15 protein-coding genes and 1 riboswitch are annotated in these 19,570 nt (G+C 36.4%); of the genes, 6 read left to right on the plus strand and 9 right to left on the minus strand.

From position 1 onward, the window contains the following. Nucleotides 1–5 precede the first annotated feature (5 nt). Nucleotides 6–2,879, minus strand: coding sequence for a UvrD-helicase domain-containing protein (locus ED622_RS12335; RefSeq protein ID WP_122034446.1), 2,874 nt, complete (start codon nt 2,877–2,879; stop codon nt 6–8). A gap of 341 nt (nt 2,880–3,220) precedes the next feature. On the opposite strand from ED622_RS12335, the gene ED622_RS12340 reads away from it, so the two are divergent. Beyond that, nucleotides 3,221–3,925 carry a hypothetical protein gene (locus ED622_RS12340; RefSeq protein WP_216822080.1) on the plus strand — a complete coding sequence of 235 codons (705 nt, stop codon included), beginning with the start codon at nt 3,221–3,223 and terminating at the stop codon, nt 3,923–3,925. Next, nucleotides 3,918–6,236: a DEAD/DEAH box helicase gene (locus ED622_RS12345; RefSeq protein ID WP_122034450.1), complete on the plus strand. Its 2,319-nt coding sequence runs from the start codon at nt 3,918–3,920 to the stop codon at nt 6,234–6,236. The genes ED622_RS12340 and ED622_RS12345 overlap by 8 nt, the downstream gene beginning before the upstream one ends. A 217-nt stretch (nt 6,237–6,453) precedes the next feature. Here ED622_RS12345 and ED622_RS12350 read toward each other — a convergent pair whose 3' ends face one another. Then, nucleotides 6,454–7,680 (minus strand): hypothetical protein, encoded by a 1,227-nt coding sequence (locus ED622_RS12350; protein ID WP_122034452.1) that lies wholly within the window; start codon nt 7,678–7,680, stop codon nt 6,454–6,456. 269 nt (nt 7,681–7,949) lie between these two features. On the opposite strand from ED622_RS12350, the gene ED622_RS12355 reads away from it, so the two are divergent. Continuing rightward, on the plus strand, nt 7,950–8,795 hold the full coding sequence (locus ED622_RS12355; RefSeq protein ID WP_122034454.1) for a LysR family transcriptional regulator: 846 nt from the start codon (nt 7,950–7,952) through the stop codon (nt 8,793–8,795). 4 nt (nt 8,796–8,799) lie between these two features. Here ED622_RS12355 and ED622_RS12360 read toward each other — a convergent pair whose 3' ends face one another. The 3 genes from ED622_RS12360 to ED622_RS12370 all read right to left on the minus strand — a co-directional run bounded on the left by ED622_RS12360 (nt 8,800) and on the right by ED622_RS12370 (nt 11,489). Beyond that, complete coding sequence (locus ED622_RS12360; RefSeq protein ID WP_122034456.1) at nt 8,800–9,177, minus strand: RidA family protein; 378 nt, start codon at nt 9,175–9,177, stop codon at nt 8,800–8,802. Between the two features lie 2 nt (nt 9,178–9,179). Continuing rightward, nucleotides 9,180–10,310, minus strand: coding sequence for a pyridoxal-phosphate dependent enzyme (locus ED622_RS12365; RefSeq protein ID WP_122034458.1), 1,131 nt, complete (start codon nt 10,308–10,310; stop codon nt 9,180–9,182). 306 nt (nt 10,311–10,616) lie between these two features. Next, nucleotides 10,617–11,489 (minus strand): LysR family transcriptional regulator, encoded by an 873-nt coding sequence (locus ED622_RS12370; protein WP_122034460.1) that lies wholly within the window; start codon nt 11,487–11,489, stop codon nt 10,617–10,619. 101 nt (nt 11,490–11,590) lie between these two features. On the opposite strand from ED622_RS12370, the gene ED622_RS12375 reads away from it, so the two are divergent. Beyond that, nucleotides 11,591–12,637 carry a DUF1214 domain-containing protein gene (locus ED622_RS12375; RefSeq protein ID WP_122034462.1) on the plus strand — a complete coding sequence of 349 codons (1,047 nt, stop codon included), beginning with the start codon at nt 11,591–11,593 and terminating at the stop codon, nt 12,635–12,637. Between the two features lie 75 nt (nt 12,638–12,712). Here the strand turns inward: ED622_RS12375 and ED622_RS12380 are convergent, their stop codons facing one another. Continuing rightward, entirely contained in the window at nt 12,713–14,194 is a 1,482-nt protein-coding gene (locus ED622_RS12380) for a carboxypeptidase M32 (protein ID WP_122034464.1), read from the minus strand. Between the two features lie 154 nt (nt 14,195–14,348). Continuing rightward, a complete protein-coding gene (locus tag ED622_RS20090; protein ID WP_122034466.1) occupies nt 14,349–14,480 on the minus strand; it encodes a hypothetical protein in 132 nt (43 codons plus the stop codon). Between the two features lie 235 nt (nt 14,481–14,715). Between ED622_RS20090 and ED622_RS12390 the strand changes: the two genes are divergently transcribed. Then, nucleotides 14,716–15,345, plus strand: coding sequence for a LysE family translocator (locus ED622_RS12390; RefSeq protein WP_122034468.1), 630 nt, complete (start codon nt 14,716–14,718; stop codon nt 15,343–15,345). An 85-nt stretch (nt 15,346–15,430) separates the two neighbouring features. On the opposite strand, the gene ED622_RS12395 is transcribed toward ED622_RS12390, so the two are convergent. Continuing rightward, complete coding sequence (locus ED622_RS12395) at nt 15,431–17,116, minus strand: mechanosensitive ion channel family protein (protein ID WP_122034470.1); 1,686 nt, start codon at nt 17,114–17,116, stop codon at nt 15,431–15,433. A 380-nt stretch (nt 17,117–17,496) separates the two neighbouring features. Beyond that, on the minus strand, nt 17,497–18,873 hold the full coding sequence (locus ED622_RS12400) for a sodium:alanine symporter family protein (RefSeq protein ID WP_122034471.1): 1,377 nt from the start codon (nt 18,871–18,873) through the stop codon (nt 17,497–17,499). Between the two features lie 96 nt (nt 18,874–18,969). After that, nucleotides 18,970–19,075, minus strand: a riboswitch (glycine riboswitch). Between the two features lie 301 nt (nt 19,076–19,376). On the opposite strand from ED622_RS12400, the gene ED622_RS12405 reads away from it, so the two are divergent. Beyond that, nucleotides 19,377–19,535 (plus strand): hypothetical protein, encoded by a 159-nt coding sequence (locus ED622_RS12405; protein ID WP_122034473.1) that lies wholly within the window; start codon nt 19,377–19,379, stop codon nt 19,533–19,535. Nucleotides 19,536–19,570 lie beyond the last annotated feature (35 nt).

The following is a 19,570-nucleotide window of genomic DNA, read 5'->3' on the forward strand; positions in this document are numbered from 1 at the left end:
TTTGTTTAACAATTCTGCTTATATGAACAGTTACTCTCAAAGTTTTTACGATAGGTAGAGCATCCCCAAAAAGCGCCATATTTGCCTTGTCTAAGCTTCATTTCACTTCCGCAGTTTTGGCAAAGTGGACGTTTATCGCCACAACTGACATCAATACAAACTTGATAACTGTTTGTGGCATCGTGTGCCATTGGGCTTCCACATTTAGTACATGGCGTTTCTTTGTGCTTGCAGCGTGGATAAAGAGAGCAAGACATGAATTTCCCATATTGACCCGTTTTTGGTCTTAGCACCCCAGAACCACATTGATGGCAAGTGATCTTCTCTGCTTCTTTTTGAATAAGAGATACATCAAATTCATTGGTCTCTACAGGGTATTTGGCTTTAATAAGCTCAGTGACAAACTCACTCGCATCCATCATATCAACCAGAAGATAAACACGATGTTTTGCACGAGTTAAAGCAACATAAAATAAGCGTCGCTCTTCTGCATATTCAAATTTATCTCCTTGCGGTAACAACGCATCTACCAGTGGTGGGGTCTGTTTTTCAGAAGGGAAACCGTGTTTACCTGTGGCTAACCCCATAACAACGACATACTCCGCTTCTTTACCTTTTGATGCATGAAAAGATTGAAGCTCAATATCCAATGATGAGTACTGGTGTTTTATTCTTCTTAAAAGGTTTAAATCGGGAAGTTGATACCAATACCGAGCAAGTAAATAGACTTTATTTTTACTCGGTGTTTTAGAAGCAATGACTTGATTAGATATTGTCGTGAGTGCTTTATCTAATGCTGATATACCAGAATCTTCAATACCTTGACGAACAATACTGACGGCAGGGCGGTCAACTTGCACAAGTGATTTAATGTCTTTTTTCAATTGAACAGGATTCTGCGTAACAAAACGAGTGGCGACATCACCAATAGAGCTGTTAAATCGAAAAGTCATGTCTAAAGTCGTTTCAGAGGTTGCACCAAAGTAGTTAGAGAACTCCGTCGTTAGGCGTACATCTGCACCACTAAAACGATATATTGCTTGCCAATCATCACCCACACAAAATAGTGATGATTTAACCGTATTATCACGCAAAGCCTTAACTAATCTTGCTCTTGGTTCTGAAATATCTTGGAATTCATCCACCAACAGAAACTTCCATGGAGAGTGAAACTGACGGTTTTGAACGTATTCTAAGGCTTTACCTATCATATCGTTAAAGTCGATAACTTGATTATCGTTTAAATACTTAGCATAACGTTGATAAAGCGGCATTAATAACTCCAACGCCTTTGTTGTTTGCATTGGATCAACGGATTCGTTAATGATTTTATCGACACCGCTTTCATCAAGACACGCCGCTTTGTACATATCAACCAATGCACCTAATAATTTTGCTAACTCTGTTACTTGTCCCAGTTGTTCTAAATTATCAAGTAAGGCGTTATCAGAGACAGGTTCTAATTTTACGCCTCGAGCGAGTAACTCTTTCTCAAGTGCTTGTGGCAGTTTTCTTTTTTTATGCTGATGGTAAAAAACTTCAACATAACCTGTGCCATATTGTTTATGTGTCTTGCGTTTCCATTCAATACCTTGCTGATAGCGCTCTCTATTTATGTATGGTGCAGTATCCCCATTTTCATCAGTACCGTAATATTCAATATAGATATCGTAGTCAGGGAGATAGAAATCAGGCTCGTATTGACGGTATTTCTCTGTAGCTACATCAAAGCGGTATTTGGCTTCATATTGATACTTAATTCCTTTTCTAAATAACCAATTGGCAACAACAAGCTCACCGTAGCTTTTTACTTTCTCGCCATTCATGGTTTGAACTTCATTATCATTTAGGTATTTAAGATAAGCGCCTTGAGATTCAAATTCCCACGGGTTTTTATCAACGAAATAATAAGAGCTAAAATAATCAAGTAATGCCTTTCTATAGTTATTATCACGCATAAGAATTTCAATCTCATCGTGCATCCATTTGGCTTTTACTTTTGGATTATCTTCAAGCTTAGATAGGCTAGGGGCTTTGCCTTCGACCTCAGAGATTATTTTTACACCAAGACTGTGGAAGGTACTTGCTTTTACATCATCAAAGCCCAGTTTTTCTTTAATTCGTTCATTCATTTCTTGAGCAGCAATTCGGCCATAAGCGAGCATTAATATCTGCTTTGGACTCGCTTTACCGCTATTAACCAAATACCCAGCTTTACCAATCATGACGCTTGTTTTACCTGTTCCTGCGCCAGCAAGTAAGAGGTTGTTGTCATTATCAGTAACACAAGCGATTCTTTGTCTATTGGTTAAAGGGTTAGATTCAACGCTATCAAAAAAGGTTTGGTATTGAGCTAATTGCTTGTTTATATAGCGTTGGCGAATCTTTTCAATATCTGCTGACGACCAATGATGAATATTAGTAAGTTGTGTCGCTGTTTTATGCGCAAGCTCTGATAAGCCCTCAACCTTATCCCAACCTTTCCAACGCTTAATTTCATTACGTACTACTGTGCGGATATTTTCTATCGAAGAGTCTCTAAGAAACGTTGATGTGCACTGAATGTAAGCATCACTGAGAAAATCTTGTAATCGCTCTGCATTTTGATTCGCCCAGAAGGGAAAGAAACGCTTGGCATATTTAAAAGGCGTGAAATATCCCAACATTCGGTAGCGATGGTTTTTTCCTTGAGAGATAAAGGTTAAACAGCCGCCATCAATAGAAAGTGAAAGATTGGGTGGGGAATCGAGTTGATCCCACTTGATGATGGTTTCATTTTCGGCCTGAACAACACGTATTCCATCATTATCTATTGTTATAACCGCTTCTTTTTTAAAGAGACGAGCTATCGGGTTTGTTGAAAGAATCCATGAAGTCATTATGTACGGCCAGATAAAGTGTGAAGTGACTCGAAAATTAGCTGTAGTCTAGCGTAATAAATAACGGACTGTATTTGAGCCAAGTTAACTTTTGTGAATTTATAAGCAGTTTTGAAAAATGGTGGTGGATTTGCTCTGTTATTTGTAGAAGGAATCTGCGGTCGTGCGGTAACATGGCTTAGTTTGGAGACCGTATGAAGTGGGCATTTATGGGATCAAAGAATCTCTAATGCATATATAACGAGCGGAAAAGCAAAATATTAGTTTATATAAGAGAGAATCTTTTTCTTATATAAACTAATGGCAGGCTTTATTAAAATATTTTACCGTGGGATGTAACCTTGAAGTTATTATTTTTAAATGAAACCAATATGTCTATTTATGCTAAAAAAGCAAAAGGAAAAATATACTCTATAGCTATTGACGTTAGTGATCTTGAGCAGCGTGTGAAAGATATGCAGAAGGTTGTATTAGATACGAGTTGGTTAGATGAATTAGATGTAATAGATAGGCTTGGTTATGAAGCAAGGTCTAAAGGAACTGTTGAAAAAATTATGCATGAAATCTTAAATAATGTCGAAACTGATATTTCTGAAGATTTCGGGGAATACATGGTATCAGATGTAGCTCAAACAGCGCTGAAAGATTATTTGTCACATATCAGATTGCCTTTGGCCGAGTTTATAAAAGAGAAAATATCGGGAAATCCAGGTTTTGACTTTCATACGGAGTCTCCAAGTGCTTTAGTTTCTTTTGGTGAAGCCAAATACAGCGGTGTTCAAAGTGCTCATGGACGAGCATTAAAGCAGATAAATGAATTTATTAAAGCTCAGAAAGATATTCAGGAATTACCAGATCTGCGTAGATTTGTAAGCGAAGCTGCTATACAAAATGCAGTTTCTGGCAATAAATCTTATAGTGCCGCTTTTTCGATTACTTCTGATGATGTAGAGCATATTATGGATAACGCCATTAGGTCAATTCATATGAAAACCCTTTTAAATTATGATGCAATATACTTACTTGGAGTAAAAATAAGTGCTTAAAGATCTTATTCAAGGGATTAATATTCGTGAAATTCTTGAAAAAGCAATTAAAGAATTTCATGAAATTGGTCCAATATCTATGGCTACTTTAGAAAGACTTAGTTTAATAAAACTCTATCATCCTGATATTTTTAATGAATATGAACCTAAAATATTGAGTGTTATGGGTTTGTTTTATAAGATAGAGAAACCAAAGTCTTTTATTGAATCGGTGTATCAAAATTTAGGTGATACGATTAAAGAGCAATATGGGAAGCAATTTACTCCGATGCAGGCCAGTGCTTTTAAATCTATTTCTACAAAGAAGTTTTATTCTTTTTCAGCACCAACAAGTACAGGCAAGTCACATCTTTTTCGCGACTTAATAGAAAAGGAAGAAGGGGATATTGTTATTGTTGTACCATCTAGAGCACTAATTGCTGAGTTTTATTCATCAGTAGTTAACTTAGTAGATAAAAATGTATTGGTACTTCAATTTGTAGAGAATATTAATCAACATCATACAATTAGAAGGATTTTTATCATTACGCCGGAAAGAGGCGTTGAACTTTTTAAGTATATTGATGATTTTGATATTAGATTGTTTCTATTTGATGAAGCTCAAATTTCTGAAGAGCCTATTAGGGGAATTACATTTGACGCTTTTGTTAGGCGAACTGAAAAATTATTTCCAACGGCAAAAAAAGTATTTGCTCATCCATTTGTATCTAACCCTGAAGCGCAATTGTCTAAGCATCATTTTACAGAAAATTTTGAAGCTAAGAACTTTAAGCAAAGTAATGTTGGTAAAGTTTACTTATCTAGAAATGAAGATGGAAGCTTAGAGTTTTTCTCTCCTTTTAGTAATAATGACAAAATTGATTGTAATGTAGATATTATTGAAAAAATTCTTTTAAACAATGGAACCGTATTAATTTTCATTGCTAAAAATAGAATTTTCAATGGTGGACATATAGAGAATTTTAATAAATATATTGAAATATGTCCTATTTTAAAAGATATGGAAGCTCTCAAAATAATTGAGGACCTGAAAAAATATATAGGAGCTTCGGAAGGGCAGTTTGGTAAACACTCCTCATTTTTAAATTTAATGGAGAGAGGGGTAGTTGTTCATCATGGCTCTATGCCTTTAAAGGCTAGGTTATTGATAGAACAGTTTGTAAGAGATGGTTATGCTAAAATTTGTTTTGCTACTGCAACTTTAATTCAGGGTATTAACATGCCATTCGATTGCGTATGGATTGATAATTTTCATAAAATGGGAGATTTGACGTTAAAAAATTTGATAGGGAGAGCAGGAAGAACAACATCAAAGCGTAATTATTTTGATTTTGGTTATACAATAATTAATAGAGCCAATGTTAATACTTTTAGCTCCCGAATAGCTTCTCAGTATGAGATTAAACCAACATCAAAGCTTGATGATGACCCTAAAGATGTCGATGAAGATTATTCTGATTTAATTACAGCAATCAAGACAGATACATTTAATGATGAGCTCCATTTAACAGATTCGCAAATTGAAAGACTAAGTAATTCAAACTTAAAATCAGATATTCGATTTGTTTTAGATAAACTTGTTGTAGGTGACACTGCCATTAGTGGACATAAATATTATGAAATTAAGCCATCTGATAGAAAAAAATTAAAAGAAAAAATAAAGAAGATATATATAACTCATTTGAAAAGAGATTCATTAACAAAATCAGAACAAACAATTTTGAGTGCGTCTATACCTCTATTGTTGTGGCGAGTTCAAGGGAAATCATTTAGCGAAACATTATCTCTAAGGCATTCTTATTTAACAAAACGAGATGAAAGGCGCTCTTTACTTAGAAAATTGAGAGAAAAATCAATTTCACAAAAAGAATACAATATAGCCTTTAAAGAGATAAAAATTGAATATTCAGCGAGAGCCGAAACTCTTCCAAATAAAAATGTTAGAGCGATTAGTTTATTTACTCGAGGAGCTACAGTTAATCAGTTTGATTATGATCTATTGGTATATGATACATATGATTATTTAGACAAAGTTATTAGTTTATCTTTATCTGATCCATTGTGTGCTGCTTTAACTATGTACTATCAAGAAACAACAGATGTTAGGGCAAAGGTTTTTAAAAATTTAATTAGGTATGGAACGAATGATGAAGTTCAGATATGGTTATTAAAATATGGGTTTGATCCTGAGGACACCGAATGGATTTGTGAATATGTAGAATATGTTAATGAAAATGAAATTAAATTTGTTGGCAACTTATCTAATTTAAATGAAAAACAATTAGGTGTTATACAAAGATATTTATATTAGTTTTTATATTACAGTTTTGTTTGAAGTACATAAATTAAAAAGGATGTAATTGAGCGCATCCTATTTATAATTATCATCTAAGATTGTCCTTTGCTAGTCGAAGTCACACTTATTAATTACCTGTTACTTGCTTCACTAAGTTATCTGACTAACATCATAAGATATAAGTTAATTAAAATTCAACGGGATATAGTTATCCCGTTGATAGTGAATAGAATTAAAGAGGCATACCGTTAAGCATTGGTTGGCCATTAGATAATTCAAAGGTTGCACTGAAATTACCACTTGGTTCAGCATTAAAATATCTATCTACAACGTTTTTCAGTGGTGAAATATTTGCAATGGTATTTGGATCTACAATAATATCAATCTTAGAATGAATGTTGCGGATTACAGCATCGCCTACTTTATATTTAGGCATATTACTATAGTTATCTGGCTTAAGTTGAATGTTTCCATTTATACTTGATTCGTTAATTGATAATGAAAGCTCTTTTGCATTAATACCAGCTTCAAAAAATTGTTGCATAATCTCTTGCTGTTGTTTATTTGAATTGATGCTTGTTGAGTGTAAAGCAATGTCTCCTAATTCTTCTAGAAGATCTAATTGGATGCCTTCTACTGCTGTCTTGAAATTAAAATTTAAGTTAGGTATGGAAAATTGCTTAGCTTGAAGTGAAGCTTTTTGTATATCTATGTTAGTTGAAAATTTTGATCCGGTTTCATTTTCAGCAAGATTTATTGTCCAATTGCTATCTGACAATCTTATACCTTCTTTTGAGCGAGTACTTTGAAAGTTAAAATCACCAAGATTAAAATTGATAGAGCTGTTATTAGTTTCAATGTTATCTAAAAGTGTAAGATCTATATCTTTCATATTTAGTGCAAAAGAATTATCTCCTAAACTTATTGTTGGTAAGTTGGCTTTAAGAACTTGTTCTTTGTGGTCTGCAACTAAGTTAAATGAAAGCTTACCAATGTTAACCTTTTCTCTACGTGATTGAATTGCACCTAATTGAATATCACCATTCAAATCAAGTTGCTGAGTAGTTGTTGAGAACGTATATGTAATATTCTCATTAAAGGTAGTTACTTCCTTTATAAATTCAGCTGCAAAACCTTTATCTTTGGTTAATGCAAAGTTGCCATTAACATTTAAACCAAAAAGACCAATTTCAGCATAATGAGTCATGAGGAGGGGAAGTTTTTGTTGGCGTTTACCGTCAATAATAAAGTAGAAAGAGTATTCTTCTTTTATTTCTTTCCCATTAATTTGGCTAGAAACACGCTGAACTTGCAGTAATTGTGGATCAATTTTTTCTAAGCCGTTTAATACTTGAGTTGGAATTTCTTGACCAATTTTTTCAATCATGTAGTTATTGGCAGCAAAAGCTCCACCTAATAAAGCTAATGATACACCGCTAGCAACTAACACCTTATTCATGTTAAATCCTTATTATTAATTATTGGTTTACATGAGATTTTCACTCATTCACTTAGTATATATATAAAAGAAAAATAATCACTTTATATCTTCAATTTGAGGCTTTTAAGTTATTGATATTTATGTTAAAAATGATTTTGCGTGCTGGATGGTTGCGTTATTTAATGATTGAGTTTGATAAACAAATCACTCTTTACTAACTTTTTTGCAAGCATCATAAAACATAGATAAACTGAGTTAACTATTCCTGATTTTCATAAGATAATGCGATGTTACTTGAAGGTATTGAAACGCTTTTAGTTTTAAGTAAAGAGAAGACAATGAGTCGTACAGGCAGCGTACTGTACCTTAGTCAATCTGCGGTTAGTAAGCGTATTACAAAACTAGAAAAGCGTTTAGGAAAAAAATTGATAGAGCCTAATGGCCGTTATGTCACGCTCACGGCTGATGCTAAATCGCTAATTGACAATATCGCTCCAACGTTTAGCGAACTTTGCGGGCGCATATATGAACAACAAGCCTTAGCGAATGATTCTTTGCTTAGAATTGATTGCTCTGAAACGCTTGTGGCAGGGTATTTCAGCCAAGCGCTATCAATATGTTTCCATGATGATCCAAATTTGACCGTCACAACGAATCACACGCCACGAATTGTCGAAAATGTTAAGTCAGGAAAAGCGACATTAGGCCTTTGTGCCGGGTATTTACCATCTGGACATGGGTTATTAAGCTTCCATCTTTTCGATGAACCATTTTATGTTGTTAGCAACAAATATTTGGATAAGCTACCTAATGAATTGATAACAACGGATCTGACAAACAGTGCGAATACTCATCAGTCGGTTATTTTAGAAGCCTTAAAAGTGAACCCTATAATGGAGCTAGATTCATATACCGCAGCAGCCCATTTAGCATTACAAGGGACTGCTCCGGCACTGATTCCTTTTTCGGTAATAAAAGCATTAAATATAGAAGAGCGTTATTTATATCAATATAGCGAACTCAAACCGCTTTTTAGACCCATCTATATATGCACCAGACAAAATAATTATCGATTAGAGCGAGTTCAGAAAGTCATTACCGCACTTTCTGAGCACGTCAATATTAAGCTATGAGGCGTTATTCACATATAGCGATGCAATCGACTTCAATCTTTAATCCAAAGTGCAGTTCTCTGGTTGGTACTATGGTTCGCACCGGTTTATGCTCCATAAAGTACTTTTTGCAAATCTCATTAACCGTGTCCCACATATCAATGTCTGAAATGTAGATAACCAGTTTTAATACTTGTTGAAGTTCGGTTCCTGCGTCTTCAAGAATGGTGTTCAAATTATCTAATACACGACGGGTTTGTTGGTTTATATCACCGTTTATTTTTTCCCCTGTATTTGGGTTAATTGGTAATTGGCCAGATACGTAAATTAATCCATTATGTACTATTGCTTGAGAGTAATGACCTGCTGTTTTTAATGAATTTTTAGTTTGAATATATTTCATTATTAACCTCTCGTATCATTGATTAAATGTTCAATTGAGTTTATTGCTTTGAGTCCATTTCCGGTGACGACTCCAACGGTGAGCTCGTCAGGTTTGATTTCTTGCGTTTTTATAAGCTGAGCGATTCCTGCAAATGCCGTCGCCGATGTTGGTTCGATAAAGAATCCTTGTGCTCCCATTTCTTTTAATGCTGATTGGATTTGTTGTTCATTAACACTAATAAAATTCCCATTCGTTTCTTTGACAAATTGAACGATCTCATTCATTCGTGATGAACGCTTAATCTTAATACCCTCAGCAATGGTATTTTCTGATGTAATGTTGATTTCTTTATTGTTAAAGGTTTGAACGAACGGCTGAATGCTTTCACTTTGAATACCAAAAAGGCGAGGGAGTTTGCTTATTTCTCCGCCTTTTAATAATTCAGAGAAACCGATATATGCCCCGGCGAGTAAACTTCCATTCCCTGCGGGAACAACAAAATTATCAGGGGCTTTATACCCACATTGTTCCCATATTTCATAAGCGATGGATTTGACGCCTTCGATAAATAGGGGATGCCAGTTATGCCCAACATAATGACTTCCATGAGTGACGCTGCTCTCTATTGCGGCTAGGGCAACATCTTCTCTTGTTCCTTTTATTTCAATACAGTTAGCGCCATATAATCGCGTTTGTGTTGTTTTTCCTTTGGATGTACCAGCAGGCACAAATATGTTGCATTGCATGTTTCCTTTAGCGGCATAACCGGCATAAGCACTTCCTCCATTACCGCTTGAGTCTTCAGCAATGCTCGTTATTCCATGGTTGTTAAGGTAGTTGATTACAAGAGAGGCTCCTCGATCTTTAAATGAGCCTGTTGGTTGTAGCGAATCAAGTTTAACCAGTACTGGAGTTCCTGATATTTCAGCTTGGCAAAGAGGTGTGATGGTTTCATTGAAAGTGATGTCGATATCGTCTTTTTTTATTGGGAAAGCACTAGAATAGCGTCTAGGTGTGAATTCATTTTCTATGAGATCTTTTTTACTAAATGACGTTTGAGGTTTAACCCATAAGGCAAAGCCACATTCACATTTTATGAGTTCAGGTTTAGGTGCGTATTCTTTATTACACGCCATGCAGATGTATTTCATGGATGATCACTTCTACGTTTGATGAATTAGAAGAAATATTCTACGGGCGATTTTTTTATTTTATAAAGGAAAGATCGGTATTTGTTCTATTCCTGAATGGAATAGGTAGACGCAATTATTAATTGGTTATGAAAAAAAAATGGATGCAGCCAATATCTGCATCTATTTTTTAATTACTTAAAGTAAAGCGGCGAATTAACATCTAGTTTTTACCCTAAATAGAGTTTCTCTAAGTGCGCTTTAAAGAAACTTGCTTCTCTACATCTACGGTTTGTCTCATTGCACTCAGTGTGTAGTTCGCATGGATTATTTACTTGCCGATAAAGATGAATGAACGATATTTAATAACAGCTTAGTAAATGGACTGTGTCGGTCTGATGTTTTTACATACGAAACGACATTTAATGGCATATTATATCTATCTGGTACTTTGATTTTAGTATGTTCTGATGATTGATTTGAAGCTTGAATAACACAAGCAAATCCAGGTTTTCGACAGTACTCTAATGCCACACCAACACTTGCAATGCTTCCTATAAATGAAAGATCAATCCCTTTGCTGCTCAAGTTCTCAATAAAACGGTAACGGTTGTCATTCCAACCAGTACTTGTTATCGCTAAAAATGGCCATGAAAGGACCTCTTCAAAAGTAGGGATAGGCTGATTTTTACTGACTATAAATGCGTATTCATCATCAAACATCCTTTTTTGATATAGAGATGCAGATACCGTCGGGTTTGAATAATGGATACCTAAATGAGTCTCATTGTTTAGCAAGTCTTGCGAGGTAGTTTGACGCCATGTGTTGATATCTATTGAGGCATTTGGAAATGCAGCTTGTAATTTTTCAAACAGATTGCAGCCATATTTTTCTATAAGAGAAGAAGCGATTGATACCTTAATTGGCTTATCATAGTTTGCACTATCGAATTCATCTAAGACCATCATTTGATCAAACTGAGTAATAAGCTGGCGAGCTAAAGGATAGAGTTTAATGGCCTCTGGTGTTGCTTCTAAGCCATTTTCTCCTCTCTCGAATAAACTGTATCCCATCTCTTCAGATAGTTTTGTTAACTGCTTACTTACGGCACTTTTATTTATGCCACGAACCTGAGAAGTAGCATTAAGGCTTTTAAATTCCATCATGCTTATGAAGGTGCGAAGAAAGTTAAGATTCATAATGGTTTCCGTTTTGGAAAATATGATTATAGATGAAGTTCATTTAGGATACCTTATAATCGCCAACATATCTTCTGAACTGAATAATTTAAGGCGAACTTATGTTTAAAAAATCACTACTTGTTTTGACCATTTCTGCTAGCACAATCTTATTTGCAACTGAATCCTTTGCTGAGCAAACAACTAAGGTGACAGTAACTGCTGATAATTACCCTACACTTGAGACGAATCGCCAAATGGTTAACAAGACGATTGAAGCGGGTGGTATGAATAAGTTTGCGCACCGTCGTCAGTTAACGCAATTAGATGAACAAAAAGTGGTACGTCTTAACCGTGATACCTATTACTCATGGGGCATTGTAGATATTTCTAAAGGTGCTACATATACATTGCCTGATGTGGGCGATAAGTACATTTCAGCTCAAGTGATTACTGAAGATCACCGTATACAAGCAATGAAGTACGGAGCTGGTACGTATGAGATTTCTACTCATGATGATTCACAAACACACGCGATTGTATTTGTACGCTTAGACTCTAGTTTCACGGAAGCAGAAGCGAAAGAGATCCAAGATAAAATGCGCATTGATGCTAACAGTGCTGAACTCGTTACACCTATCAATTTTGATATGGAGAAATTCATAGAAGTCGAGAATAAACTGAAGGCACAAATGGGGGCTATTAGTAACCGTGATGGAGCTGAAGCAATTACGGGTATGTTCACAGATCCACTTGATGCTTCAGCTAAAGATTATACCCTTGAGAAGTACACCGTTGGGGCGGCTATCGGTTGGGCTGGTGCTCAAAAAATTGATAACGTGTATGAAGTATCAGATAACTACCCAAGCAGTACGTGCTATCAAGCAACATTTAAAAATCCAGAAAATAAAGCGTTCTGGTCAGTCACTGTTTATAACGGCAAAGGTTTTATGTTTAATGAGAAAGCAAACATCAATTCTTACAATGCTGATATGAATAATGATGGTACTTTTACAGTAAGCTTCGGCTGTGGTAATGGTGCGATAAATAACTTGGTAACTGCGAATGAAACCGCGGAATTCAATATAGGCGTCCGTCATTATCAAGCTTCTGATAAAGTACGTAGCGGTGAAATTCGTATCTTACCGACAGTAAAAGCAGTTAAATAGATAGCGGTAGAGCCTTTACGAGATAACTTAGAGTATCAATAAAAAAGGAGCAGCTATAGACTGCTCCTTAATTCGTTAAAGATAGCGATTCTCTAAATGCGCTTTAAAGAATTCAGGATTCAACACATCACCTGTCGCCTGTTTAACCAACTCATCTGTTGAGAGTAGGGATGCTTTCTTCCAAATGTTCTTATCTAACCATGCAAAAATTGGTTCTAGATTACCTTGTGAGATCTGCTCTGCAACGTTTACTTCTTTTTTCATTGCTGCCATAAACTGTGCTGCGTACATTGCACCTAATGTGTAACTTGGGAAGTAACCAAAGCTGCCATCTGTCCAGTGAATGTCTTGCATACAACCGTTTTTGTAATTGTCTTTAGTTGATAAACCTAAGTACTGCTGCATTTTTGTATCCCATAATTCAGGGATATCTGTGTATTCGATTTTACCGTTCATTAAGTCACGTTCAATTTCATAACGAAGGATAACGTGAGCAGGGTAAGTGGCTTCATCAGCATCTACACGGATAAAATCTGGGTTTACTCGTGTGTAGATTTTTTGCAGGTTACTTGATTCAATGATTTTTGGATCAGCCTGAGTAAAGTGTTTAGCAACTAAAGGAGATAATTGAGCAATAAACTCTTGGCTACGGCCTAATTGCATTTCAAAAAACAGGCTTTGAGATTCATGAATGCCCATCGAACGAGCTTGTCCTACTGGTAGCCCTGCAAACGCTTTTGGTAAACCTTGTTCATAACGTGCATGACCCGTTTCATGTACCGTGCCCATTAATGATTGCACAAAATCACTGTCATCGTAACGCGTGGTAATACGAACATCGGTAGGAACGCCGCCACAGAAAGGGTGCATGCTGACATCAAGACGGCCATGGTCAAAGTCAAAATTTAGAAACTTCATTACATCTAAGCTCAGCTGGCGCTGTTGCTCTGTCGGGTAGTGGCCTTCAGGTAAATGAATAGATTCTGTCGCTTGTTTCTCTTGGATCTGCTGGATAAGTGTTGGCAGCCATGTTTTTACGTTATCAAAAACCACATCAAGTTTGGCTGTGGTGGTTCCTGGTTCGTATAAATCAAGCATGGCATCGTAAGGCGTTAATCCTGTGATGTCTGCGCGGATTTGAGCTTCTTCTTTTGATAGCGCGACAACTTCTGCAAAGTTCTTACTGAATCCCGCCCAATCATTCTCACCACGCTGAGTACGCCATGCATGTTCACATTTAGAACCGGCAAGAGATTGTGCTTCGACTAAAGCTTCTGGTAGGGCAGTGGTTTGTTGCCATTGAGATTTCATTTCACGAAGGCTTGCTTGCTCATTAGTCGATAAAGATTCTGATTCTGCTTTATCAAACCATTCTGCTAGGTGCGGGGCATTACCAAGTTGATGTAGATGAACAGACAGCTCAGCCATGGCTTCTGATCTCGCTTCATTACCACCAGATGGCATTACGGCAGCTTGGTCCCACCCACAAATGGCAGATAGATGTTCAAAGCGAGAGATTTTTAAATGGTGTTGAACGAGTTTTTGGTAATGGCTCATAGATATTCCTTCATTTTAATTATTCTAACTTTTAATGATTGTAACTCTATGTTTATCGCTAGGTAAAATATTTACAGTAATCAATGACATTAAACAGACAAAAAAATACCCCGCATTAAGCGAGGCATACATTTTCACAAATAGTGAAAGTGGTTTAGCTAATTTTTACAGGCCAGCCGTAAGATTTGTACTCTTCAGCTAGCTTGTTCGCGATCTCAGTAGATACAGTTGCTGAAACCCATTTGCCAAAACCCATTACTTGATATTCTAATGTTACATGATTCATAATTATTCCCCCCCAGATATGAATGCGTGTACTTTATCGCTCTTCATTAGAGATAACTTTCATATCAGGGTCAAATAGATCGATATATGGCTTATTTTATATAAACGTGCAAAATAAATGAAATGTATAAATATATGTAGAGTATTTATTCAAATTTATAGACTGAAAGGAAAAGATAGTAATTATTTATTTAATCGATATATTAATATAACCTTCAGTAAAATATGGATATAGCATGATAACGGATTTTTGGGCATTCTTTATTGCGATATTACTTTTAACGATGACTCCAGGGTTAGACACCGCCTTAGTTATTCGCAATACCACGCGTGGTGGTTGGAAAGATGGCATTACTTGCAGTCTTGGTATTTGCTGTGGTCTGTTTGTGCATGCAACCTTATCTGCGGTGGGGTTGTCCGTGTTGCTTGTTGGCTCTGCTGAGCTGTTTACTGTAGTAAAAACTGTGGGTGCTATTTATCTGATTTATTTAGGAATACAATCAATTAGAAGTACGTTTAATAAGCATCAAGCGATGAATACGACAAGCGAGAAAGGTAAAGATAGTAAGCCTTTAGCTGTTTCATTTAAAGAAGGTTTTTTATCTAATATCTTAAATCCTAAAACCGCGGTGTTTTATCTGGCGTTATTACCCCAATTTATTAACCCTGAATATAGTGCGTTTATTCAATCACTATTGATGGCGAGTATTCATTTTATTATTGCGATGCTTTGGCAGGGTGGAATTGCATTATTGGTTGAGAAAGCTCAAGAGATGATGGCTAGCGAAAAAGTGACGAAGAGAATAGAGAGAATAACAGGCATGGTACTGATTGTATTAGGTGGTAATTTGCTAGTTTCTAAGTGAGTGTTCTATCTATTAAATTAAGAATGCTATACATAAATTTTTCAATCATAGGTATAGCATTCTTATTGTTAGTCGATAAGTGTTATTAACTGTCTTTAGAGCGAACTGAGTCAATCACATTACCAATCTTTTCGGTTATTGGGTTTGGCTTTTTTGGTTTTTTGTCTTTTTTTGCAAAGTGAACATGTACATCTTGCTGAGCAAAGGGAATCGAAATCCCTTCTTTATCAAAACGTAATTTCACTTCACGAGTAACATCCCAATACACATCCCAATAATCGTCTGTTTTAACCCAAGGACGAACAATAAAATCAACAGAAGATGCACCTAGCACGTGAACACGAATATTTGGTTCTGGCTTTTTCAATGCTGCAGGGTGAGCATCAACAATTTCTGCTAAAATCTTCTCAGCTTTTTCGATACTGTCTTCATATCCAATGCCAAACACCATATCGACACGGCGTAATCGTTCATGGGTTACGTTCTTTATTACGTCTCCCCAAATCTTACTATTGGGCAAAATGATGATTTGGTTATCAAAGGTTTTGATCGTGGTGTTAACAAGGCTCATGGAGCTTACCTTGCCAGATACGCCACCGGCCTCAACAAGATCACCAACATCAAATGGACGGTAAATAAGTAACATCATGCCCGATGCAAAGTTAGATAGGGTATCTTGTAATGCGAAACCAATAATAATACCGGCGACACCAAAACCTGTGAGAACAGGCGCGAGATCTAAGCCTATTTTAGAGAAAGCGATCAAGATACCAATAAAGTAAATGAGCTTACTCGACATCGATACAAAGAAATCTTGCATCAACTTACTCATGCGCAAATGCGGCTGTACTACGGCTTTTAAAACAACACGGCTGGTGAGTTTTGCAACCATGCGAGTCGCAAACAGTATCAATACGAAAACTAAGAATTTGAGTAATTGATCTGGAGCGTGCTTTAACAGCCAATTACTGCCAGATGAAATCCAGTTACTTAAAATAGCGGTAATAACAGGGAAGTTAAGAATATCTTCGGTTAAATTACCTGTGGTAGAAAAAAGCTGTCGTTTGTAATCGGTGGTATTGATATTTAGTTGGTCAGCAATACTAATCAGTTTTTCTAACCCTTTGGTTGAGTTAGTGACTTTGCGTTCAAAAAATAGGTGATCGAGGGTGAGGGACGATTTCTCTGAATCGGATGAATGAGCCAGTTGATCGGACAGCAGCTGTTCACGGCTAGTATCAAAACTTAATGATGCAGAGAGAAACTTAATTTTTTGATCAATAAATAACTTAAAGGCGGTTAATTTTGATTCCTCTGGTTTTCCTAGTTTCGCAAGCCATTGGTAGTTTTCAAGTTGGTCATTTAGAGATAGGTAGTAGTAATCTCTAGATTCTTTAAGCGTATTTTGCAGTGCAAGTTTGTGTTCTATATCTGCTTTGTCTAATTTCGCTTGTTTTTGTTTAATGTCTTTGTCTAGATAGTCAATAGAGCGATCAGCATAAGCGACTTGGCTTTCTACTTCTTGGATTAACAGTGGCGTGGTTGTCTTATCATGACGTTTGATTAAATCAGCTAAGACGATCCTAAGCTCGTTATTTTTACCAAGCTGCTGAACTCGGATCACGGCAAGATCGCTTCCTGTAAACGAAGCTGCTTCTTTTTTTAATCGTGCGACTTCATTATTTATTTTGTCTAAGGCTTCTAGATCTTGAGCTTCATTAGCAAAGGAGATAGAGCTAAAAAAGAGAAGGAGCCAAATAAAATTGCGCATAATGCCTCTATTGCGGTGAAGGAAGTTAGGTGATGCCTTTTATGTATTGTAGTGAAATATAAAGGAAAGTGGCACAAGAAATTTTTTAGGAGATGTCCCAAAAATGAAAAAGCAGCTGTGAAAGCCGCTTTTTTATTTGGTGTGTAATGTTGATTAGTTAAGTTTTTTGAACTCATCAAACAGAGCTTTAAAAAAAGAGATTAAAAATCCAGCTACAATCACTAATAATACTGAACCAAATATCAGAGTTAATATTTCCATATATCACCTCGTAAAAGAGTACAAAGTGAGTATAGTAGATTTATAAATTTATTTATTTGAATTCATAGATAAAAATGAAATAAGGTGTATCTAAACGAGCATACACCTCAATATTTCATTTAACTGTAAACGGATTCTTTGTTTCTATTCTCTTGTTTACTAAAGAAAAGGTGAGTCTCTTCTATGATGATATGACGTAATGCGATTAAACCAATTAAGTTTGGAATTGCCATTAAGCCATTAACAATATCAGCGATTACCCAAATGGTATCCAAGTGCATATAAGCGCCTGATGCAACTAATGCAATAAATATGATTTTGTATGGTAGTACGCCTTTAGTACCAAAGAGATAGGTTACACAACGTTCACCATAATAGTTCCAGCCTAGAATGGTAGTGAAAGCGAAGAACATCAAGCCAATAGAAACTAAATAAGGGCCAAATTGGTCAGAGCCTAAACCAATCGCAAACGCTTGGGTTGTCATTAATGCACCTGCGGCATCACCTTGCCAAACACCGGTAACCACTAAGGTTAAGCCTGTCATAGTACAGATAATCACGGTATCAAAAAATGTACCCGTCATAGAGACTAAGCCTTGTTTTACGCAAGAATCTGTTTTTGCGGCAGCGGCAGCAATAGGGGCGCTACCAAGACCTGATTCGTTTGAGAACACACCACGCGCAACACCCGATTGAATCGCTAGCATGATAGAGGCACCAACAAAGCCTCCCGTTGCTGCGCTTCCTGTAAAGGCTGATGTAATAACCAGTTGGATAGCAGAAGGAAGAGCTTCAGCTTGCATGATTAATACCGAAAGGCATGAAACCACATAAACGACAGCCATGGTTGGAACCACTTTTTCTGCTACTTTAGCAATGGATTTAATACCACCTAAGGTAACAACAGCAACAAGAACCGTTAAAATTCCACCGGTTAACCAAGCAGGGGCATTCATTGTCAGTTGGGCTGAATCAACAATGGCGTTGATTTGTGGAAACGTACCAATACCAAAACAAGCAACGCCCAAGGCAAATAGAGCAAACAGCTTAGCAAGCCATTTATTACCCATGCCATATTCAATGTAATACATTGGGCCACCAATCATTTGGCCATTGCTATCGGTTTTTCTGTATTTTACCGCCAATAAACATTCTGCGTATTTTGTTGCCATTCCAAATACGGCTGCAAGCCACATCCAAAATAGGGCACCAGGGCCACCCATTTTAATCGCGGTAGCAACACCGACGATATTACCAGTACCAATGGTGGCTGATAGAGCTGTACATAAAGCAGCAAAACTAGAGACATCACCTTTGCCTTTGCTTTCATTTTCTTCTTTTGAGAAGACCATTTTCAGCGCAGTTGGTAAATGACGTAATTGGAAAATACGAAGTCGGAATGTAAAGTAGATACCTGTACCCACTAATAAGATCAATAGAGGTGGACCCCAGATGAAGTTATCGATAGTAACAAGCGTGTTGTGAAAGGTGTTCATGGTTTCCCCTTAATAAAGCATATAGTAAGGAGAAGAGAGAGTGGTGTACCAAAACCAAAAAATAGGCAATAGTATAGAGCCGAGATTAATCGGATCACTTTCTCCTCTGTCCTTTTGCCTGAGAGTTTCACCTTTATCATTTTTCAGATAAGGGCTTGCTCCTTCGGCGGCCGATTTAACGGCTCTCTCCAGAGATTCCTCCAACTACAGTCCTCACCTTATTCATGGTTTGAATTAGGCGCCTGAAAGATTTACTTCTTCGGCGGGCGTAACCAATTACTGGTTGTTGCCACTCTCCTGCAGTCTTCATCGGATCAACAAATTTTAAGCTATGAAATAGCTATGGGGCATATGTTAGACAAGTCACATTTTTTTGTCATGCCTTTTATTTACAAAATAGATAAAAATTGATCGAAAACGGTTTCTTTGTTCAAAATAACAACGACAACTCAAGTATTTAGAAGCTAAAAGTGTGCTAAAGTATAAGAAAAGCGAGGTGTACTATGTTACGAATTGCAGTCATTATTTTATTGTTTGCTCTATCTGCCTTATTGTTTAAATACAGAGCAAATGAAAAAATCCAAAAGTCAGTGATTTATACATCAGTCATTGGTGTTGTTATTTATGTGTCATACATCATGATTTCAGAACTGATACGATAAATTATCTTTTTACGAACAAAACGTGTAGATAATAG

This window comes from Aliivibrio sp. EL58, from assembly GCF_900312675.1.
Classification (GTDB): Bacteria; Pseudomonadota; Gammaproteobacteria; order Enterobacterales; family Vibrionaceae; genus Aliivibrio.